The organism is Allorhizobium sp. Av2 (assembly GCF_021462805.2).
GTDB lineage: Bacteria > Pseudomonadota > Alphaproteobacteria > Rhizobiales > Rhizobiaceae > Allorhizobium > Allorhizobium vitis_G.
Genome location: NZ_CP192696.1, coordinates 2260833 through 2278702 on the forward strand (window position 1 = coordinate 2260833; position 17870 = coordinate 2278702).

The window sequence follows — 17870 nt, forward strand, 5'->3', positions numbered from 1 at the left end:
GCGCAACCGACCGCTTCGCTACACGGCCAAACCAGAAAAATCATCGCACAGGGAGTTACGCCATGACCAGAACTGTCGTTATTACCGGTTCCACCAGCGGCATCGGGCTTGGCATTGCCCGCGCCTTTGCGGCTGAAGGCGCCAATGTGCTGATCAACGGTTTCGGCCCGCTCGGTGAAATCGAATCGATCCGCAAGGAGCTGGAAGCTGGCGGCGGCAAGGCGCTCTACCACCCCGCCGACATGACCAAGCCCAAGGAAATCGCCGAACTGGTGGAAACCGCCATTGCCGAATTCGGTGGCATCGATGTTCTCGTCAACAATGCGGGCATTCAGCATGTCGCCCCCGTCGAGGAGTTTCCCATTGAAAAATGGGACCAGATCATTGCCATCAACATGTCGAGCGCCTTCCACACAATGCGCGCCGCCATCCCGGCGATGAAGGCGCAAAAATACGGGCGGATCATCAATATCGCCTCGGCCCATGGCCTGGTCGCCTCGCCGTTCAAATCCGCCTATGTCACCGCCAAGCACGGCATTCTCGGCATGACCAAGTCGGTTGCGCTGGAAGTGGCGCAAAGCGGCATTACCGTCAACGCCATCTGCCCCGGCTATGTGCTGACGCCGCTGGTGGAAAAGCAGATCCCCGACACCGCCAAGGCACGTGGCATTGCCGAAAGCGAGGTCAAGGATGTGATGCTGCATTTGCAGGCCACCAAGGAATTCGTCACCGTCGAGGACATTGCCGCCATGACGCTCTATCTTGCCAGCGATGCGGCAAAACAGGTCACCGGCACCAGCCTGTCCATCGACGGCGGCTGGACGGCGCAGTAAACTTTCCACCGCATCGCTCAAAGGGCCATCATGACCAACCGCATCCGCTTTCTGCTCAACGACCAGCCCGTGACGCTTGTTAGCGCCGACCCGACCGGCACGCTGCTGGACTATCTGCGTCTGGCAAAGCGGCTGACCGGGAGCAAGGAAGGCTGCGCGGAAGGCGATTGCGGGGCCTGTACGGTGTTGGTCGGGCGGCTGGTGAAGGGTGTGCTGCGCTATGAGGCGGTCAATGCCTGCATCCGCTTCATCGGCTCGCTCAACGCCAGCCATGTGGTGACGGTCGAACATCTGGCCGCCAAGGATGGCACCTTGCATCCGGTGCAGCAGGCCATGGTGGATTGCCATGGCTCACAATGCGGCTTCTGCACCCCCGGTTTCGTCATGTCGCTCTACGGACTGTGGCTGGAAAGCGAGGCTCCGAGCCGCGCCGAAATCGAGGGGGCCTTGCAAGGCAATCTCTGTCGTTGCACCGGCTATGAACCCATCGTCAAGGCCGCCGAACAGATGGGCCAGACAAGGCCGTCGGCGCTGTTCGACCCGCTGGCACGGGAACGGGAGCAGATCATCGCCACGCTGGAAGCCATGACCAGCACCGACACCATCGCCCTGGAAGGCGACGATGGCCGCAGCCTGATCATTCCCAACAGCGTCGAAGCACTGGCCAATGTGCTGGCGGCCCACCCCAAGGCGACGATTGTTGCCGGTGCAACCGATGTCGGTCTGTGGGTAACGAAGCAGATGCGGACGTTAAGCCCCGTGGTGTTCATCAACCATCTGGAAGCGTTGCAGGAAATCACGGTCGATGAAACCGGCATTACCCTCGGTGCCGGCGTCAGCTACAGCGCCGCCTTCGACTGTCTTCGGGCAGAAATCCCCGCCTTTGGCCGGTTGATCGAGCGGATCGGCGGCCAGCAAGTGCGCAATATGGGCACGATAGGCGGCAATATCGCCAATGGTTCGCCGATTGGCGATACGCCTCCGGCCCTGATTGCCCTTGGCGCGACGGTGACGCTGCGCTCGGCTTCGGGAACGCGAACCTTGCTGCTGGAAGATTTTTTCATTGAGTATGGCAAGCAAGACCGCCAGTCGGGCGAATTTGTCGAACGTATTTTTCTGCCCCGCCCCAAGGCCGGAAGCGACTTTGCCATCTACAAGATCTCCAAGCGCCGCGACGAGGATATTTCAGCGCTTTGCGGGGCTTTCTATCTGGAGAAGGATGCCCAAGCCCGCGTCACCACCCTGCGCATCGCCTTTGGCGGCATGGCCGGAACGCCGAAACGGGCGCGGGCGGTGGAAGCGGCTCTGATGGGGAAAGTCTGGAACCAAGAGAGTATCGATGCCGCACGCGCCGCTTTCGATGCCGATTATCAGCCGCTCTCCGACTGGCGGGCCAGCGCCGATTACCGGCAATTGACGGCCAAGAACCTGCTGACACGGTTCTTTCTGGAAACATCCGGCGAGAGACACGAACTGGAACGCTTTGCGATGGAGAGGGTTTGATGGGTATGAACATCTGGCATTTGGCTTCGCCCCCCTCATCCGGCTGCCGCCACCTTCTCCCCGCTGGGGAGAAGAGGCAGACTGCAAGCGCCTTGTTCGTATCGCAACCTTTTCGAACACGCCAAGTGCGGCATTTCACTTGGAGCAAGGCATTACCACTCGTCTCTTCTCCCCGACGGGGAGAAGGTCCCGGCAGGGGGATGAGGGGGGCGAAGCCACTTGAAAAAATGAAAACAGCAGCGGTTTCAAACACTGATGCAAGGAACCACCCCCATGGATAAGGCCCTCTTCACCACCGCCGCCACAATCCAGGGTCCGATGCATCAATCGTTGCGTCATGATTCAGCGCATAAGCATGTGGCCGGAAGTGCCGAATATATCGACGATATTCCAGAACCCGCCGGGCTGTTGCATGGCGCGCTCGGCATGGCGGATCGCGCCCATGCCGACATTCTCTCCATCGATCTGTCCGGTGTTCAGGCCTATCCCGGCGTCGTCGCGGTGCTGACGGCCAAGGACATTCCCGGCACCAACGACGTCTCCTCCGGTGGGCGGCATGATGAACCACTGATCGCCACCGACCGGGTCGAGTTTCATGGCCAGACCGTTTTTGCCGTCATCGCCGAGACCCGCGACGCAGCCCGCAAGGCGGCACGGCTTGCCAAAATAGAATACCGCGACCGGCCCTTCTGGACCGATATCGATGCCGCACTGGAAAACGGTGCGCCGCTCGTCACCCCGGGCATGGTGCTGAAGCGCGGCACGCCGGAAACCGAGCTGGACAAGGCCGAGCACCGGCTGCAAGGCGCGATGCGGATCGGCGGCCAGGAACATTTCTATCTGGAAAGCCATATCGCGCTGGCCATTCCCGGCGAAGACGATGATGTCACCGTCTGGTCATCGACCCAGCATCCGTCGGAAATCCAGCATATTGTCGGCCATGTGCTGGATATTTCCTCGCATGCGATCACCGTCAATGTGCGGCGCATGGGCGGCGGCTTCGGTGGCAAGGAAACCCAGGGCAATCAGTTTGCCGCACTGGCCGCACTGGCCGCCAAGAAGCTCAACCGGGCTGTGAAGTTTCGCCCGGACCGCGACGAAGACATGAGCATTACCGGCAAACGCCATGATTTTAAAATGGATTTCGACGTCGCCTTCAATAGTGATGGCCGTATCCACGCCATCGACGCCAATTTCGCCGCCCGCTGCGGCTATTCCTCGGATCTTTCCGGCCCCGTCACCGACCGGGCGCTATTTCACGCCGATAGCAGCTATTTCTACCCGCATGTGAAGCTGACCTCACAGCCTCTGAAGACCCATACGGTCTCCAACACCGCCTATCGCGGCTTCGGTGGCCCCCAAGGCATGCTGGGGGCAGAACGGGTGATCGAGGAAATCGCCTACGCCTTGGGCAAAGACCCGCTTGAGGTTCGCAAGGCCAATTTCTATGGCGAGACCGGCTCTGGCCGCGACCTGACGCCCTATCACCAGCAGGTGGAAGACAATATCATCGCCCGCGTGGTGGAAGAGCTGGAGACCTCCTGCGATTATCAGGCACGGCGCGCGGCGATCCTCGACTTCAACAAGACAAGCCCGGTGATCAAAAAGGGCATTGCGCTCACCCCTGTCAAGTTCGGCATTTCCTTCACCATGACCGCCTTCAACCAGGCGGGCGCGCTGGTGCATGTCTATCAGGACGGCTCGATCCATCTCAACCATGGCGGCACCGAAATGGGCCAGGGACTCTATACCAAGGTCGCCCAGGTGATTGCCGATGGCTTCCAGGTCGATATCGACAAGGTGAAGATCACCGCCACAACGACGGGCAAGGTGCCGAATACCTCGGCCACCGCCGCCTCTTCCGGCTCTGACCTGAACGGCATGGCCGCCTATGATGCCGTGCGCCAGATCAAGGAACGGTTGGTGGTATTTGCCTCGGAAAAATGGGGCGTGTCGCAGGCCGAAGTGGTGTTTCTGCCCAATCGTGTCAGGGTCGGCGGTGAAGAGATTGCTTTCCCCGACTTCATCCGCCAGGCCTATTTTGCCCGCGTTCAGCTTTCGGCTGCCGGTTTCTACAAGACACCGAAAATCCATTGGAACCGGGAAACCGGGCGCGGCACACCATTCTATTATTATGCCTATGGCGCGTCCTGCACCGAAGTCTCAATCGACACGCTGACCGGCGAATATCTTATCGACCGTACCGATATTCTCCACGATGTCGGCAAATCGCTCAATCCGGCCATCGATATCGGCCAGATCGAAGGCGGTTTCGTGCAGGGCATGGGCTGGCTGACGACGGAAGAATTATGGTGGGACGGCAAAGGGCGGCTGCGCACCCACGCGCCCTCCACCTACAAGATCCCGCTTGCCTCCGACCGGCCGAAAATCTTCAATGTCAAACTGGCGGACTGGGCGGAAAATACCGAACTCACCATTGGCCGCTCCAAGGCGGTTGGCGAGCCGCCCTTCATGCTGGCCAATTCGGTGCTGGAAGCGATTTCCATGGCGGTGGCGAGCGTCGCCGATTACCGGTTCTGCCCGCGCCTCGATACGCCCGCCACGCCGGAGCGGGTATTGATGGCGGTGGAGCGGTTGAAGGAGGCACAGCGCGCGTGACTGATCTTTCCGGCGCAGTGCTTGCCGCCTTCCTCTCGCGCCATGCCGACTGTGTGGCGGTGACTGTCACGGAAGCCAAAGGATCGACGCCCCGCGAGGCCGGTGCGCTGATGCTGGTGGCACGCCATCAGGTGCTTGGCACTATCGGCGGCGGACAGTTGGAATATCTGGCGATTGAAAAAGCCCGCGCCATGCTGGATGCCCGCGAAGATCAGGCGGAAATGGACGTGCCGCTCGGCCCGGCCATTGGCCAATGCTGCGGCGGCTGGGTGAAACTGACGCTCTCTCTCCTGACACCGCAGCGGCGGCAAGAGCTGCTGACCCTGGCGCAACAGACGTGGCAGGCCTTCCCCCAGGTCTTCATTTTTGGCGCTGGCCATGTCGGGCTGGCGCTGGCCGCTGCCTTGGCACCGCTGCCGTTTCGCACCCGGCTGATCGATGCCCGCGACGCGATTGATGGCGCGGTGCCAACCGGCATTCCGCTCGACCGCACGGCCATGCCGGAAAGCCATGTGGCGCAAATTGCCCCCGGCGGCGGCGTTGTCATCGTCACCCATGACCATGCGCTGGATTTCCTGATTGCCCGCGAAGCCTTGGCCCGCGATGATCTCGCCTATATCGGCATGATCGGCTCTGCCACCAAACGCGCCACCTTCGCCCATTGGCTGGAACGCGAGGGCGACAGTCCGGCAAGACTCGACCGCCTGATCCTGCCGATCGGGGCAAGCGCTATCAAGGACAAGCGCCCGCCTGTCATCGCCGCGCTGGTCGCCGCCGAACTGGTCAACCGCCTGCTGTAAACCAGCCTCACACAGGGCTGATCTGCGATTCATGGTCCGAAATGGACATGAAAGAACGGACACGATGAGCGCCCTGGAAAAGCTACAGGCCCAGCGTCAGAGACTGGAACCGCTGCTGGCCATGGCGCGCCAGTATAAGCCAGCCGATCTGGCCAACCTGCCGCTAGATGCCCGCCGCAAGGCCGAGGATCTGCAACAGATGGCCTGCAAGGCCGCACGCGATCTAGCTGAAATTTCGATCCATCTTCACGATTACGCCGGGGCAACAGAGCTTTTGCACGCGGTTCTATTGATCCGCGTTGAGCCTTCCACGCATAGCCGGCTGGCCGATCTGGCCCAGATCGACGGACGCTGGTCGGATGCAATCGCCCATTATCAGGCCGCGATAGCAGCAGGCAGTCCGAATGCCACGTTCTACAACGCCCTTGCCCATTGCTTCAAACAGGCTGGCCGTCATCTGGAAGCCAATCAGACCTACGATCTTCTCCTCAACCAAGACCCGAACCATTTGGTCGCGCTGAATGACAAGAGTTTCCGCAGTCTGATTGCTGGCGATTTCAAGCAGGGCCTGGCGCTGGCGGAGCGGGCGGCAAGCGCCCATCCCGGTGATCTCACCGCGCATTTCAACCTCGGCCAGGCATTGCAGGGCGTCGGGCGGATGGATGAGGCAAAGACGGCCTATCGCAAGGTGCTGGACCTCAACCCCACCCATGTCGATAGCTATCTGCTGCTGGGTATGCTGAGCCGCGCCCGACCGGATGATCCAGATATCGCCGCAATGCAGGCCCTGCATGCAACGCTGGCCGATGAGCCTGCCCGGCGGCTGAAACTCGGCTTTGCGCTTTACAAGGCGCTGAACGATATCAGCCGACATGACGACGCCTTCACCTATCTCGAAGACGCCAACCGTGAACGGCGACGCCAATTCACGGCCTATACCATTGATCAGGATCTTGAACTGATGCAGGCGTTGCAAGCCCGGTTCACCGCCGATTTCGTCCGCTCAACGCAGGACAACATCGCCAAGGCGGGATTTGTCCAGTCGGAACGGCCGATCTTCGTGGTTGGCCTGCCGCGCTCCGGCACCAGCCTGACGGAGCAGATCCTTGCCAGCCACGCCGATGTCTATGGCGCCGGTGAGTTGGAAACGCTAAGCTATGCGATCACCGACGCGTTCTTCGAGCCAGACCGCCAGACACTGCGCGGCCCCGATAGTGTGACTCCCAAGGCCGTGAACGATGCGGCCCGGCGCTATATCGATCCGGTCCGCGAAAAAGCTGGAGGTGCCCGGATTGTTGATAAGATGCCGGTCAATTTCCTCTGGGTCGGCTTTATCAAGCTGATGTTTCCTGACGCCAGGATCGTCATCATGAAACGCGATCCCCTGGCCAGCGGCTTTGCGCTTTATTCCAGCTATTTTCCCAGCGACGGCATGCAATATAGCTACAACCAGACCGAGACCGCCCGCTATATCGCCGCCCAGCGGCGGCTCTGCGCCCATTGGCAAGCGCTATTTCCTGACGATGTGCTGGAGCTTGGCTATGAGCAATTGACGCTCGACCAGGAAGGCGAAACCCGCCGCCTGCTGGCCTTTTGCGGCCTGCCCTGGGACGCAAACTGCCTCGACTTCCACAAGGCCGACAGGGCGGTGATGACACTCAGCAGCGCCCAGGTCCGCCAGGGGCTTTACAGCGGCGTTGATAAAAAGACCGCCCATTATCGTCATCGTCTAGGCGAGATGATCGCCGGGTTGACGCTGGCAGGATTGCTCAACGAAGAACGCCTTGCAGCAAATGCCTGAGCCTGCTGCCGGGCAACCAGATAGCATCGGCGGCCTGTTCAGGCAGCCTATCATCAAGACCGACATCCTGCCTCAGATCCTCTGGTAGATCCTGACATCGATAACGGTTTTTCCGGCCAGAAAGGCCGATAATCACCTTGCTAAAAAGCCTCGCAACAAGGCACGACAATGCGTTCGCACACGGCATAATGCTCCGCACTCCCCAAAATCTATTGATGTGTAAGACCGGGTCGGCAGAGGCGTGAATTCACCACCGGTGCCCGTTTTGATATGAGGATATTGGCGGCAATTGCCTCAACAATCCAATCGGATTACTATGCTCATCCATAAAGAGAGCTTATCCGATGAAATTGTCGAAACAGTTCCCCGTCAATGCCCTGCGGGTGTTCGAGGCCGTCGCCCGCCACAATGGTTTTACCCGTGCCGCTGAAGAGCTTGGCATGACCCAGACGGCGGTGAGCTACCAGATCAAGCTGCTGGAGGACAATCTCGGCACGCTGCTGTTCCTACGAACGTCAAGACAGATCAGCCTGACCGAGGCCGGAGAACGGCTGCTGCCGAAAACGCGGGAAGGCTTCGAGTTGCTGCGCGAGGCCGTGGCGCTGGCACGGCATGAGGCAAGCGAAGTTCTGGAAATTCACTCCACACCGACCTTCGCCTCCCACTGGCTGGCGCGCCATCTCGGCAGCTTTCAACTCCTGCATCCGGGCATTGCCGTGCGCCTGCTGCGAAGCGATGGAAAGCAGCGGGATTTCGCCCGCGAGAGCGGCGATGTCGGCATCCATATCGGCAAGGAGCCGCTACCCGGATTGATCTGTCATCCGATTTTGAAGCTGGATTATGCACCCATGCTCAGTCCGGCGCTGGCCGACAGCATTGGTGGCATCCGCGAGCCCGCAGACCTCCTCAAACTGCCGCGCGTGAGCAGCTGCGAGACTTGGTGGGCGGACTGGTTTCACAATGCGGGCATTGCATCCTCTCTGCCAGCCTCCATCGGCCTCGACGCGCAGGGCGCCCTCGACCTTCAGGCTGGCGCGGCCATGGCCGGGCATGGCGTCGCCATTCTCAGTCCCTTCTATGTCGAGGAAGAACTCGCATCTGGCCGTCTGATCCAGCCCTTCGATCTGCTGTTGGGGGATGACCAGATCTACTGGCTGGTTTACCCGCCATCGCGCCGGACCATGCCGAAGGTCAAGGCCTTTCACCAATGGCTGATCGCAAGCCTGCCACCATTCGAACTGAACGGTGTCCATACGTCTTGACCCTCACCCAATCTGCCTAAAACATACGCATGCACATATTTTTGCGCATCTGCGAAAATGTGCCCTTCCCTTGGCCGCCAGTATTTTGCAATGTCTCTGGTCGGGAGAGTAAAAGAGGTCAACCATGTATGAATTCGCCATCGCCTGGGAATGGCTGGCTTTTGCGGTCCGCTGGCTGCATGTCGTCACCGCTATCGCCTGGATCGGCTCTTCCTTCTATTTCATCGCGCTGGATCTGGGTCTCGTCAAACGCCCCGGCATGCCGGAGGACGTTTATGGCGAGGAATGGCAGGTGCATGGCGGCGGGTTTTACCACGTGCAGAAATATCTGGTGGCGCCCGCCTCGATGCCGCAGCACCTGACCTGGTTCAAATGGGAAAGCTATGCCACCTGGCTGTCCGGTTTTGCCATGCTCTGCGTGGTCTATTACGGCGGAGCCGATCTGTTTCTGATCGACCGCAGCGTGCTCGACCTTACCCAGCCGGAGGCCATCGGCCTGTCGATGGCTTCGCTTGCCATTGGCTGGATCTGTTACGACCTCCTATGCAAATCCCCGATCGGCAAGAATACCTGGGGCCTGATGATCCTGCTCTATATCCTGCTGGTCGCCATGGCCTGGGGCTATACGCAGGTGTTTACCGGGCGTGCGGCCTTCCTGCATCTGGGCGCGTTTACCGCGACGATCATGACCGCCAATGTGTTCTTCATCATCATGCCCAACCAGCGCGTCGTGGTGGCCGATCTGATTGCCGGGCGTAAACCCGATCCGAAATACGGCATGATTGCCAAGCAGCGCTCGCTGCACAACAACTACCTGACGCTGCCAGTCGTGTTTTTCATGCTGTCCAACCATTATCCGCTGGCCTTCGCCACCGCCTATAATTGGATTATCGCAGCGCTGGTCTTCCTGATGGGCGTTACCATCCGCCACTGGTTCAACACCACCCATGCCCGCAAAGGCCGCCCGATCTGGACCTGGATGCTGACCACGGTGATCTTCATTATCATCATGTGGCTTTCCACCGTGCAGAAACCCGGCGCTGGCGAGCATGCCGCACTGTCGCCTATGCAGCAGCAATTCATGGCGGATGCACATTTTGGTAGCGCCCGCGATATCGTCCAGGCGCGCTGTTCCATGTGCCATGCGGCGGAGCCGGTCTGGGACGGGCTGACATTTGCGCCCAAGAACGTCAAATTCGAAACCGATGCCGAGATTGCGGCGCATGCCCGGGAGATCTATATCCAGGCCGGACGAAGCCACGCCATGCCGCCCGGCAATGTTTCGGAGGTCACGCCTCAGGAACGCGCCCTGCTGGTCGCCTGGTATGAAAGTGCTGTGAAAGGCAAAAGCCCGTAATGACAAAGACCCTGATCCGTGGACGCCTGCTCTCCTTCCGCAGCCAGCCCCGCGACATCACCGATACCGACAGCTATCTTTTTGAAAGCGATGGCGCCGTTCTGGTGGAAAACGGCCTGATCCTCGCCTCCGGCACCTATGACAGTGTCAAAGCAGAGGCCGACGCGCAGACCGTGGAAATTGACCACCGCCCACATCTGATTCTGCCCGGATTTATTGATTGCCATGTGCATTTCCCGCAAATGCAGGTGATCGGCTCCTACGCCGCCAACCTGCTGGAGTGGCTGAACACCTATACCTTCCCGGAGGAATGCCGCTTCGTTGAAACTGCGCATGCAGCGCGGATCGCCACGCATTTCTTCGATGAATTCCTGCGCCAAGGCACGACGACGGCGGTGGCCTATTGCTCGGTGCATAAAACCTCGGCGGATGCCTTCTTTGCCGAGAGCGCAAGGCGTGGCACACGGATGATCGCCGGCAAGGTGATGATGGACCGCAATGCGCCACAGGGCCTGCTGGACACGCCGCAAAGCGGTTATGACGAGACCAAGGAACTGATTGAAAGCTGGCACGGACGCGGACGCAACCTCGTCGCCATCACGCCGCGCTTTGCCATCACCTCCACACCGCAGCAGATGGAGCGGACCCAGGCGCTGGCCCATGAATTCCCTGATCTCCATATCCAGACGCATCTGTCGGAAAATCGCGAGGAAATCGATTTCACCGCCAGCCTTTACCCTGAGTCATCCGACTATACGGATATCTATGCCCGCTACGGCCTGCTCGGGCGTAAAACCCTGTTCGGTCACGCCATCCATCTTTCGGAGCGTGAGGCGGACGCTCTCGCTGAGTCAGGCTCGATTGCTGTGCATTGCCCAACGTCAAACCTGTTCCTCGGCTCCGGCCTGTTTCCGCTGAAAGCCATCCAGCGCCGCGACAAGCCCGTGCGCGTCGCGCTTGCTACCGATATCGGCGGCGGCACCAGCTATTCCATGCTGCGCACCCTGGACGAGGCCTACAAGATCCAGCAATTGCTGGGCGAGCGGCTGAACCCGCTCGACAGTTTCTACCATATGACGCTGGGCAATGCTGAGGCCCTGTCGCTCTCCGACAAGATCGGCACACTAGAACCCGGCACCGAGGCCGATCTGGTGGTGCTCAACGCCCATGCCACCCCGGCCATGGCGCTGAAAATGGAAGCTGTAACTTCCCTGACCGAAGAACTGTTCCTGATGCAGACGCTGGGCGACGACCGGGTGGTGGTGGAAACCTATGTGGCGGGCGTGGCGTCGAAACCGCGGATTTAACAATCCGTTGATTTTTTCGCCTCTGAAAGCTGACTGAAAGCTAGCGCTGCTACAAACGCTCCACCATCCCGTGGAGGAGACGCGCCGGGGAGCGCGCCACGGGACTGACCCAGAGGAGGATAATATCCATGCGTTCCACACGCCAATTTTTCCGCGCCCTTTCGCTGTGCGCACTCGCTGCCGCCAGCCTGACGGCCAGCACAGCGCTGTCGCAGGCTGCCGAAAAGATCACCATCATGGTCGGTGGTTTTGAAAAGCAGATCTATCTGCCCGCCAAGCTGACCGAGAGCCTTGGCTATTTCAAGGAAGAAGGTCTTGATGTCGAGCTTCTGAACGAAGCGGCTGGCGTCGACGCGGAAAACCAGCTTCTGGCCGGTGCTGTGCACGGCGTGGTCGGCTTCTACGACCACTGCGTCGATCTGCAAGCCAAGGGCAAATTCGTCGAATCCGTCGTACAGTTCAGCCAGGCGCCGGGCGAAGTCCAGCTGGTATCGACCAAGAACCCTGAAATCAAGAGCTTTGCCGACTTCAAAGGCAAGACGCTGGGTGTGACCGGGCTTGGCTCTTCCACCAACTTCCTCACCCTCTACATGGCCTCCAAGGCAGGCTTGAAGCCAGGCGAAATCGTGACCATTCCGGTCGGCGCGGGCGGCACATTCATTGCCGCCATGCAGCAGGCCAGCATCCAGGGCGGCATGACCACCGAGCCGACGATTTCGCGCATGGTGAAGACCGGCGAAGCCTCGGTTCTCGTGGATCTGCGCACCGTGGACAAGACCCGCGAAGCGCTGGGTGGCACCTATCCGGCCGCCTCGCTCTACATGGAAACCGCCTGGGTCAAGGAACATAAGGAAGACGTGCAGAAGCTTGCCAACGCCTTCGTCAAGACGCTGAAATTCATCAACACCCATTCGGCTGCCGAAATTGCCGAAAAGATGCCGAAGGATTTCTACGTTGGCGACAAGGAGGGCTATATCAAGGCTCTCGAAGCCGGCAAGGGCATGTTCACCCCCGATGGCGTGATGCCGGAAGATGGCCCGCCGACGGTTCTGGCCGTGCTCTCGGAATTTTCCAAGAACGTCAAGGGCAAGAAGATCGACCTGTCCAAGACCTATACGACCGAATTCGTCAAGAACGCCAAGTTCTGATTTTCAGGGTCGCCAGTCACTTGGCCGGGCGGCCCTTCCCTCTCCTTTAACGATCACACTCTGCGGGCCTGACGCTCGCCGGAAGGATGTCCCATGGCCAAAGATCAGAGCCGGACCCCGGCTATCGAACTCATCAATGTGACGCGCCGTTTCGTCTCCCCCACCGGCAAGACGCTGACTGCGCTGAAGGATTTCAACATGGCGGTGGAGCGCGGCGAATTCGTCGCCGTCGTCGGCCCGACCGGCTGCGGCAAATCCACCACGCTCAACCTCGTCACCGGCCTTGCCAAGCCCAGCGCTGGCGAAGTGCGGTTGATGGGCGGCCCGGTCAACGGTATCGACCCGCGCGTCGGCTTTGCCTTCCAGAAGGATGCACTGTTTCCGTGGAAGAACGTCATCGACAATGTCATGGCTGGCCCGCTGTTTCGCGGCAAATCCAAAACCGAAGCAGAAAGGCTGGCGAAAGACTGGCTGGCCCGCGTCGGCCTTGGCAAGTTTCTGCATCACTATCCCCACCAGCTTTCGGGCGGCATGAGGAAGCGCGTGGCCTTGGCCCAGACCTTCATCAACGAGCCGGAAATCCTGCTGATGGACGAGCCCTTCTCGGCGCTGGACGTGCAGACCCGCACCGTGATGCATGAAGAATTGCTAAAACTGTGGGCCGAGCGCAAGGCCTCGGTGATTTTCGTCACCCACGATCTGGAAGAAGCCGTAGCGCTGGCCGACAAGGTCTATGTGCTGACCGCCGGCCCGGCCACGGTGAAATCCGTCTACCCCATCGCGCTGCCGCGCCCGCGCGTTGTCTCCGAGATCCGCTACGAGCCGGAATTCGTCGAATATTGCAAGACCATCTGGGAAGACATGCGCCAGGAAGTGGAAACCAGCTACCGCCGCGCCAGCGAAGCCGCCTGAGGAGGATAGAATTATGGCAGACATTACTATGCAAAGCCCGACCACCCCTACGGCCACCTTTCGCGCTGGCACATCCGACAAGGAAATCGAGACCGCTGCACTGAAATCCGTCAAGCGCCGCAAGCAGATCGTGCTGTTCTGGCAGATCGCCATTCTGGTTGGCGTGCTGACTCTCTGGCAGGTGGCTTCCGACCAGACCTGGATCGACCCGTTCTTCTACGCCAGCCCCTATGCGGTGGTGGAGCGGATCTATGACTGGGCCGTCAATGGCACCACGGAAGGGTCGCTCTGGTATAATCTCGGCATTACCATGGAAGAGGCGCTGATCGGCTTCTTCTCCGGCTCGATTGCCGGTGTGGTGGTCGGTATCGGCCTTGGCCGCAACAAGCTGCTTTCGGATATTTTCTCCGTCTATATCAAGGCGATCAACTCCATTCCCCGCGTGGTTCTGGCGCCAATCTTCATCATGATCATGGGCCTCGGCCTTGCCTCCAAAGTGGCGCTGGCCTTCATCATGGTGTTCTTCGTGGTGTTCGCCAATGCTTTCCAGGGCGTGCGCGAAGCCGACCAGGACATGATTGCCAATGCCCGCATTCTCGGCGCCAATGACTGGCAGGTGACAAAAGCGGTAATTGTACCCTCGGCGATGAGCTGGATCTTCGCCAGCCTGCACGTCTCCTTCGGCTTCGCCATCATCGGCGCCATCGTCGGCGAATTCGTCGGTGCCCGCTACGGCATCGGCCAGCTGATCTCGATTGCCAAAGGCACCTTCGACGCCGCCGGCATGTTCGCCGCCATCGTCCTCGTCATGATCATCACACTTGCTGCTGAATATGTGATGACGCTGATCGAAAACCGCCTCGCCAAATGGCGCCCGCAGCAGAGCCTCGACACGCATTAAGGTGCGTTGACGGAAGCAAATGCTCCTCCCGGTAAGCCGCTCGCAACTGATGTTGCGGGCGGTTTTTTGTGTTATGAGGAGCAGGGGGCGGAAAACGATAGGCAGAGCATTCGTTTTCGGATGAATGTCTGGATTCGATCCAAAGCGAGCGAAATGCTCCGTATCGATCATGATAATGCTACGTCGTTAGGTCTGAGACTTCATTAGAGTCTCAATGTCGGAAAATCCCTGAACTGAGAGTCAGTATGCCTTCGGATTATGCGTGTCGATATCCGAGTTCGACCTTTCAGCATGACTTTTAAAAGCATTTACTTTAACAACTTGTGGAATACGGCGAAGTATCCCTGCAATCCGTGCCACTTGTAGTGTTACTTTCGATCTACGAATCGGATCGAGGTGTAGTGAATGGCAGAAACTATCAATCGAGCACAGATGGCAGAAGACCTTTCCAGTAAGGTGTTCGCCGAATTTTTATGGCAAAAGACGGGTCAGATGAACGAGAATTGGCCATGTGAACAGCAAGAGCTGCACAACACCAAAAGTCATCCTACGGACGTCGTCTTCTATTATGATGAACCCTACTCTACAGTTCGCCGATATATTCAGTGCGATTTGAAAAGTTATAGTGCCAACAGCATCAAGCGTAATGCGGTCAAAGAAGCTATATTCAGTCTTGCGAATCAGGTTTCATGCGCAGGAGCAAGTGAGGTTTGGCAAAAGCGATACACACACGCGTCGTCCACCTTCGACATTTCCGGGTTGTTGTTCGTGTACAATCACGACAAGGAATTCCACAAGTCCTTTGATTCATTGATTTCTGATGTCCGACCTGAAGACATCAAGCTTCCACGAAAGTCGCGTCTTTACGTTCTAGGACCGGAAGAAATTAACTGGCTTCAACGCGTTGCGCGCGAGCTGCAACAAATGAGAGGCGAAGAAGACGAAAACAAGCGCCTTCCTCCGAGGGAGCGTTGCGCGTTCTATTATCCGCAACTGGTTAGAAATACGGTCGTACGAAGTGAGCGTGCTCGCGCCGCAACCATGGAGATGTTAAAGTCGCCATGGATAATTTTAGAACACTTCGACGAAGATGAGACGCGTCAAGGATTTGTCATCTTTCATCGTCGTAAAACGACGGTCGAAGGGCTGATGTATCTTCTCGACTATTTGCGAAGACATGAGCTGATCGTAAGTAAGACGCGGTTTGATATCAAGGTACAACCTGACGACAGTGAAGCCTCGGCCAATCTGCAAAAGGCAATCCAAGAATATGTGTCATTCATACCTGGCGAAAATCAAGACACCGATTTTGCGAAGCGTCTGTCCAAGATTAAGATTTCGCAAGTGCCGGAAATATTGACGTCTTATTCAACCACGGAAATGGGGATGATTTATGCAGGATAAGCATCCACGTTTATTCGCCACCGACAAGGAACTTTACGATCTTCTGTTCTCTGCAAAGCAGAGAATCACCGATGGCGTCCTCCATCGTGCCACGCGAGAGCGAGGTGTTTTCTTCGGGTCAGCGACCGAACGCGGGGATTTGGCCGACTACATTTCAATGACCATCCACGATCTGCAGGATGTCGTCGATTTGGTTAAAGACGCCGAACCGGGCACGCGAGGAGAACGAACAAGTTCGCTGACCGTTAAAATGAAGCTGGATGCCTCCGAGATTAGAGAAGTCATACAAGAGTATGCGGATACAGATGGAACGACCGACAAGGTGGCAGTCCCCCACAAAACGTCCGAAGCAGTTATTGCAACGGTTGCCTACAGTGAGTTCGATCTTTCCCGCACAACGTTAGCGCAGCGGCAGGATAAGGTCGCCACCCTGGACTTCAGAGTGGAAGACGACGGGGTCACAATCCGCTTTCCTGCCAATGACAAGGGACAGGAGCTTGTAGATATTCTTATTGAGAAGCTGGAAAGTAAGAAGAAAGGTGAAGTAATACAAGAACGGGTCTCCGTGGAGGACCTTTCACCAGAGAACCGTACGCGTTTTTTTGTAAATCTCGTTACTAAGATGACTGGTTTCAAGTTAGATACCGTTACCAAGCTCAAGGTTTCGTCCGCATCCATGGAAGTCGATGATCTCGACTCTGATGAAGATGATGACACCCCGGAAAAAGAAGCTGCCAAAAGTACAATGATCAATCTAGTGAAAAACGTAGCGATTAGCGGCAACGATTTGCTAGTATCTAAGCAGTACAAACAAATGGAAGAAGATGGTTTCTTTATTACGGCCATAAAATGGCAAGCAACCCAGACTGTGCACCCCTTTGACAAAGCTGAATTTGAAGCATTATTTGAAAACGCTCATGAAGGTACAGGGTTTCAATATCGGGCGAGACACTCTCGCCGATCTGAGCGCACCGGGACTTACCCCCACAATTTCAAGCTTCCCGATGACGGGGTTCGGAAAGTGCTGTTCTCTCTTCTTGAGCAGACCGCTCGCGCAACTTTGGTTGAAGTTCGTAAAAGCCGAACATTCGCTAAGGGCAAAAATTGATGCGCGTTCGTTGGTACGGTTTACGGACGGAACTTAGGACAAACGTTATTGCCGCGCACCTCAAAAAAATGCCTTATAGAGACGGGTCCCCAGATGGGTTTGTTGTAGAGCAACTGCGACCCAATTTTATTGACGCATGCCTTATCCAGAGATTACAAACGACGCACGAGACAATCGATCCGTTTGGCCATCAGGAAAAGTTCGAACTTGTTGAATATCTTCGGACGCACTTTCGTATCAGCCCTGATACATCCAGCCTCGAATTACGAGACCCAGGGAGAACCGGTTCAAGGCTTATTAGCCGGTTAATGGAAGCATTGAACCACCGATTTTCGATCGAGGAAACATCCATCGATCCTCTAGCATGGGCAACCAGGTTCAGAGAAATCGTGGGGGTCTACGGGTCGATTGAAAGGGTGCAAATTGGATCCGTCGCGATAGCTGATAGTGCTGTCGGTCAGTTGTTAGTCAAAGGAAGTGGCGACATCGCCGATGCGGCAATCAAATTCATTGCGCCAGCTGATTACTCGCTCGAAAAGGTACAATTGAGGTTTCGCTCTACACGGGGATCTATCTCCTTCCAAAGAAACGCGAGCGTTATACTTTCCTCTAGCTTCGACGAACAATGGATGGATGCACTTCGCGACAGCTTGCGCGAAATTCAGAGCGTTCGGGTCGTCGACCACTCATAGCTTGTTACGCTTTTCTGTCGATTTTTCTGCGGCGACTCAGTTGATGTGGTCAAAGTTATACCACTGATTTTACAGAAAAACGTGATCTTGACGACCTCAGCTTTTCTTACTGCATCCGACCTTAAATTCCCACTGTTGGCGCTACAGAAATAAAGACAAAGCATCCTACAATCGCAATCTTTGCAATCATAGATCATGCTGTCCGTGACACGTTCGCTGGCGG

14 protein-coding genes are annotated in these 17870 nt (G+C 57.6%); all 14 read left to right on the forward strand.

Features of this window, described 5'->3' with window-relative positions:
* Positions 1-62 precede the first annotated feature (62 nt).
* The 14 genes from FS819_RS10820 (at position 63) to FS819_RS10885 (ending at position 17647) form a co-directional block, all read left to right on the forward strand.
* Positions 63-833: a 3-hydroxybutyrate dehydrogenase gene (locus FS819_RS10820; protein ID WP_070166482.1), complete on the forward strand. Its 771-nt coding sequence runs from the start codon at positions 63-65 to the stop codon at positions 831-833.
* Between the two features lie 30 nt (positions 834-863).
* Positions 864-2336, forward strand: a complete 1473-nt coding sequence (gene xdhA / locus FS819_RS10825) for a xanthine dehydrogenase small subunit (RefSeq protein WP_156546733.1) — start codon at positions 864-866, stop codon at positions 2334-2336.
* 273 nt (positions 2337-2609) lie between these two features.
* On the forward strand, positions 2610-4955 hold the full coding sequence (gene xdhB / locus FS819_RS10830) for a xanthine dehydrogenase molybdopterin binding subunit (protein WP_156546734.1): 2346 nt from the start codon (positions 2610-2612) through the stop codon (positions 4953-4955).
* Positions 4952-5755, forward strand: coding sequence for a xanthine dehydrogenase accessory protein XdhC (gene xdhC, locus FS819_RS10835; RefSeq protein ID WP_234624582.1), 804 nt, complete (start codon positions 4952-4954; stop codon positions 5753-5755). Before xdhB ends, xdhC begins: the two co-directional genes overlap by 4 nt.
* A 64-nt stretch (positions 5756-5819) precedes the next feature.
* Positions 5820-7556, forward strand: coding sequence for a tetratricopeptide repeat-containing sulfotransferase family protein (locus FS819_RS10840; RefSeq protein WP_197434000.1), 1737 nt, complete (start codon positions 5820-5822; stop codon positions 7554-7556).
* 344 nt (positions 7557-7900) lie between these two features.
* Complete coding sequence (locus FS819_RS10845; protein ID WP_156546738.1) at positions 7901-8818, forward strand: LysR substrate-binding domain-containing protein; 918 nt, start codon at positions 7901-7903, stop codon at positions 8816-8818.
* 124 nt (positions 8819-8942) lie between these two features.
* Complete coding sequence (puuD, locus tag FS819_RS10850; protein ID WP_156629708.1) at positions 8943-10175, forward strand: urate hydroxylase PuuD; 1233 nt, start codon at positions 8943-8945, stop codon at positions 10173-10175.
* The gene (gene guaD, locus FS819_RS10855; RefSeq protein ID WP_156546742.1) at positions 10175-11482 is read left to right on the forward strand and encodes a guanine deaminase; all 1308 of its coding nucleotides are present in this window, start codon (positions 10175-10177) and stop codon (positions 11480-11482) included. Before puuD ends, guaD begins: the two co-directional genes overlap by 1 nt.
* 128 nt (positions 11483-11610) lie before the next feature.
* Positions 11611-12630 carry an ABC transporter substrate-binding protein gene (locus FS819_RS10860; protein WP_156546744.1) on the forward strand — a complete coding sequence of 340 codons (1020 nt, stop codon included), beginning with the start codon at positions 11611-11613 and terminating at the stop codon, positions 12628-12630.
* A gap of 93 nt (positions 12631-12723) precedes the next feature.
* Positions 12724-13542 (forward strand): ABC transporter ATP-binding protein, encoded by an 819-nt coding sequence (locus FS819_RS10865; RefSeq protein WP_156546747.1) that lies wholly within the window; start codon positions 12724-12726, stop codon positions 13540-13542.
* A gap of 13 nt (positions 13543-13555) precedes the next feature.
* Positions 13556-14443 carry an ABC transporter permease gene (locus FS819_RS10870; protein ID WP_156546749.1) on the forward strand — a complete coding sequence of 296 codons (888 nt, stop codon included), beginning with the start codon at positions 13556-13558 and terminating at the stop codon, positions 14441-14443.
* 405 nt (positions 14444-14848) lie between these two features.
* Positions 14849-15847: a PD-(D/E)XK nuclease domain-containing protein gene (locus tag FS819_RS10875; protein ID WP_156546751.1), complete on the forward strand. Its 999-nt coding sequence runs from the start codon at positions 14849-14851 to the stop codon at positions 15845-15847.
* The gene (locus tag FS819_RS10880; RefSeq protein ID WP_156546753.1) at positions 15837-16955 is read left to right on the forward strand and encodes a hypothetical protein; all 1119 of its coding nucleotides are present in this window, start codon (positions 15837-15839) and stop codon (positions 16953-16955) included. The genes FS819_RS10875 and FS819_RS10880 overlap by 11 nt, the downstream gene beginning before the upstream one ends.
* On the forward strand, positions 16955-17647 hold the full coding sequence (locus FS819_RS10885; protein ID WP_156546755.1) for a hypothetical protein: 693 nt from the start codon (positions 16955-16957) through the stop codon (positions 17645-17647). The genes FS819_RS10880 and FS819_RS10885 overlap by 1 nt, the downstream gene beginning before the upstream one ends.
* Positions 17648-17870: the final 223 nt, after the last annotated feature.

Excerpts from the sequence above, each read along its gene's own strand:
- FS819_RS10820 (WP_070166482.1), top strand. The coding sequence starts at position 63 with ATGACCAGAACTGTCGTTATTACCGGTTCCACCAGCGGCATCGGGCTT.
- xdhA (WP_156546733.1), top strand. The coding sequence starts at position 864 with ATGACCAACCGCATCCGCTTTCTGCTCAACGACCAGCCCGTGACGCTT.
- xdhB (WP_156546734.1), top strand. The coding sequence starts at position 2,610 with ATGGATAAGGCCCTCTTCACCACCGCCGCCACAATCCAGGGTCCGATG.
- FS819_RS10840 (WP_197434000.1), top strand. The coding sequence starts at position 5,820 with ATGAGCGCCCTGGAAAAGCTACAGGCCCAGCGTCAGAGACTGGAACCG.
- FS819_RS10845 (WP_156546738.1), top strand. The coding sequence starts at position 7,901 with ATGAAATTGTCGAAACAGTTCCCCGTCAATGCCCTGCGGGTGTTCGAG.
- puuD (WP_156629708.1), top strand. The coding sequence starts at position 8,943 with ATGTATGAATTCGCCATCGCCTGGGAATGGCTGGCTTTTGCGGTCCGC.
- guaD (WP_156546742.1), top strand. The coding sequence starts at position 10,175 with ATGACAAAGACCCTGATCCGTGGACGCCTGCTCTCCTTCCGCAGCCAG.
- FS819_RS10860 (WP_156546744.1), top strand. The coding sequence starts at position 11,611 with ATGCGTTCCACACGCCAATTTTTCCGCGCCCTTTCGCTGTGCGCACTC.
- FS819_RS10865 (WP_156546747.1), top strand. The coding sequence starts at position 12,724 with ATGGCCAAAGATCAGAGCCGGACCCCGGCTATCGAACTCATCAATGTG.
- FS819_RS10870 (WP_156546749.1), top strand. The coding sequence starts at position 13,556 with ATGGCAGACATTACTATGCAAAGCCCGACCACCCCTACGGCCACCTTT.
- FS819_RS10875 (WP_156546751.1), top strand. The coding sequence starts at position 14,849 with ATGGCAGAAACTATCAATCGAGCACAGATGGCAGAAGACCTTTCCAGT.
- FS819_RS10880 (WP_156546753.1), top strand. The coding sequence starts at position 15,837 with ATGCAGGATAAGCATCCACGTTTATTCGCCACCGACAAGGAACTTTAC.
- FS819_RS10885 (WP_156546755.1), top strand. The coding sequence starts at position 16,955 with ATGCGCGTTCGTTGGTACGGTTTACGGACGGAACTTAGGACAAACGTT.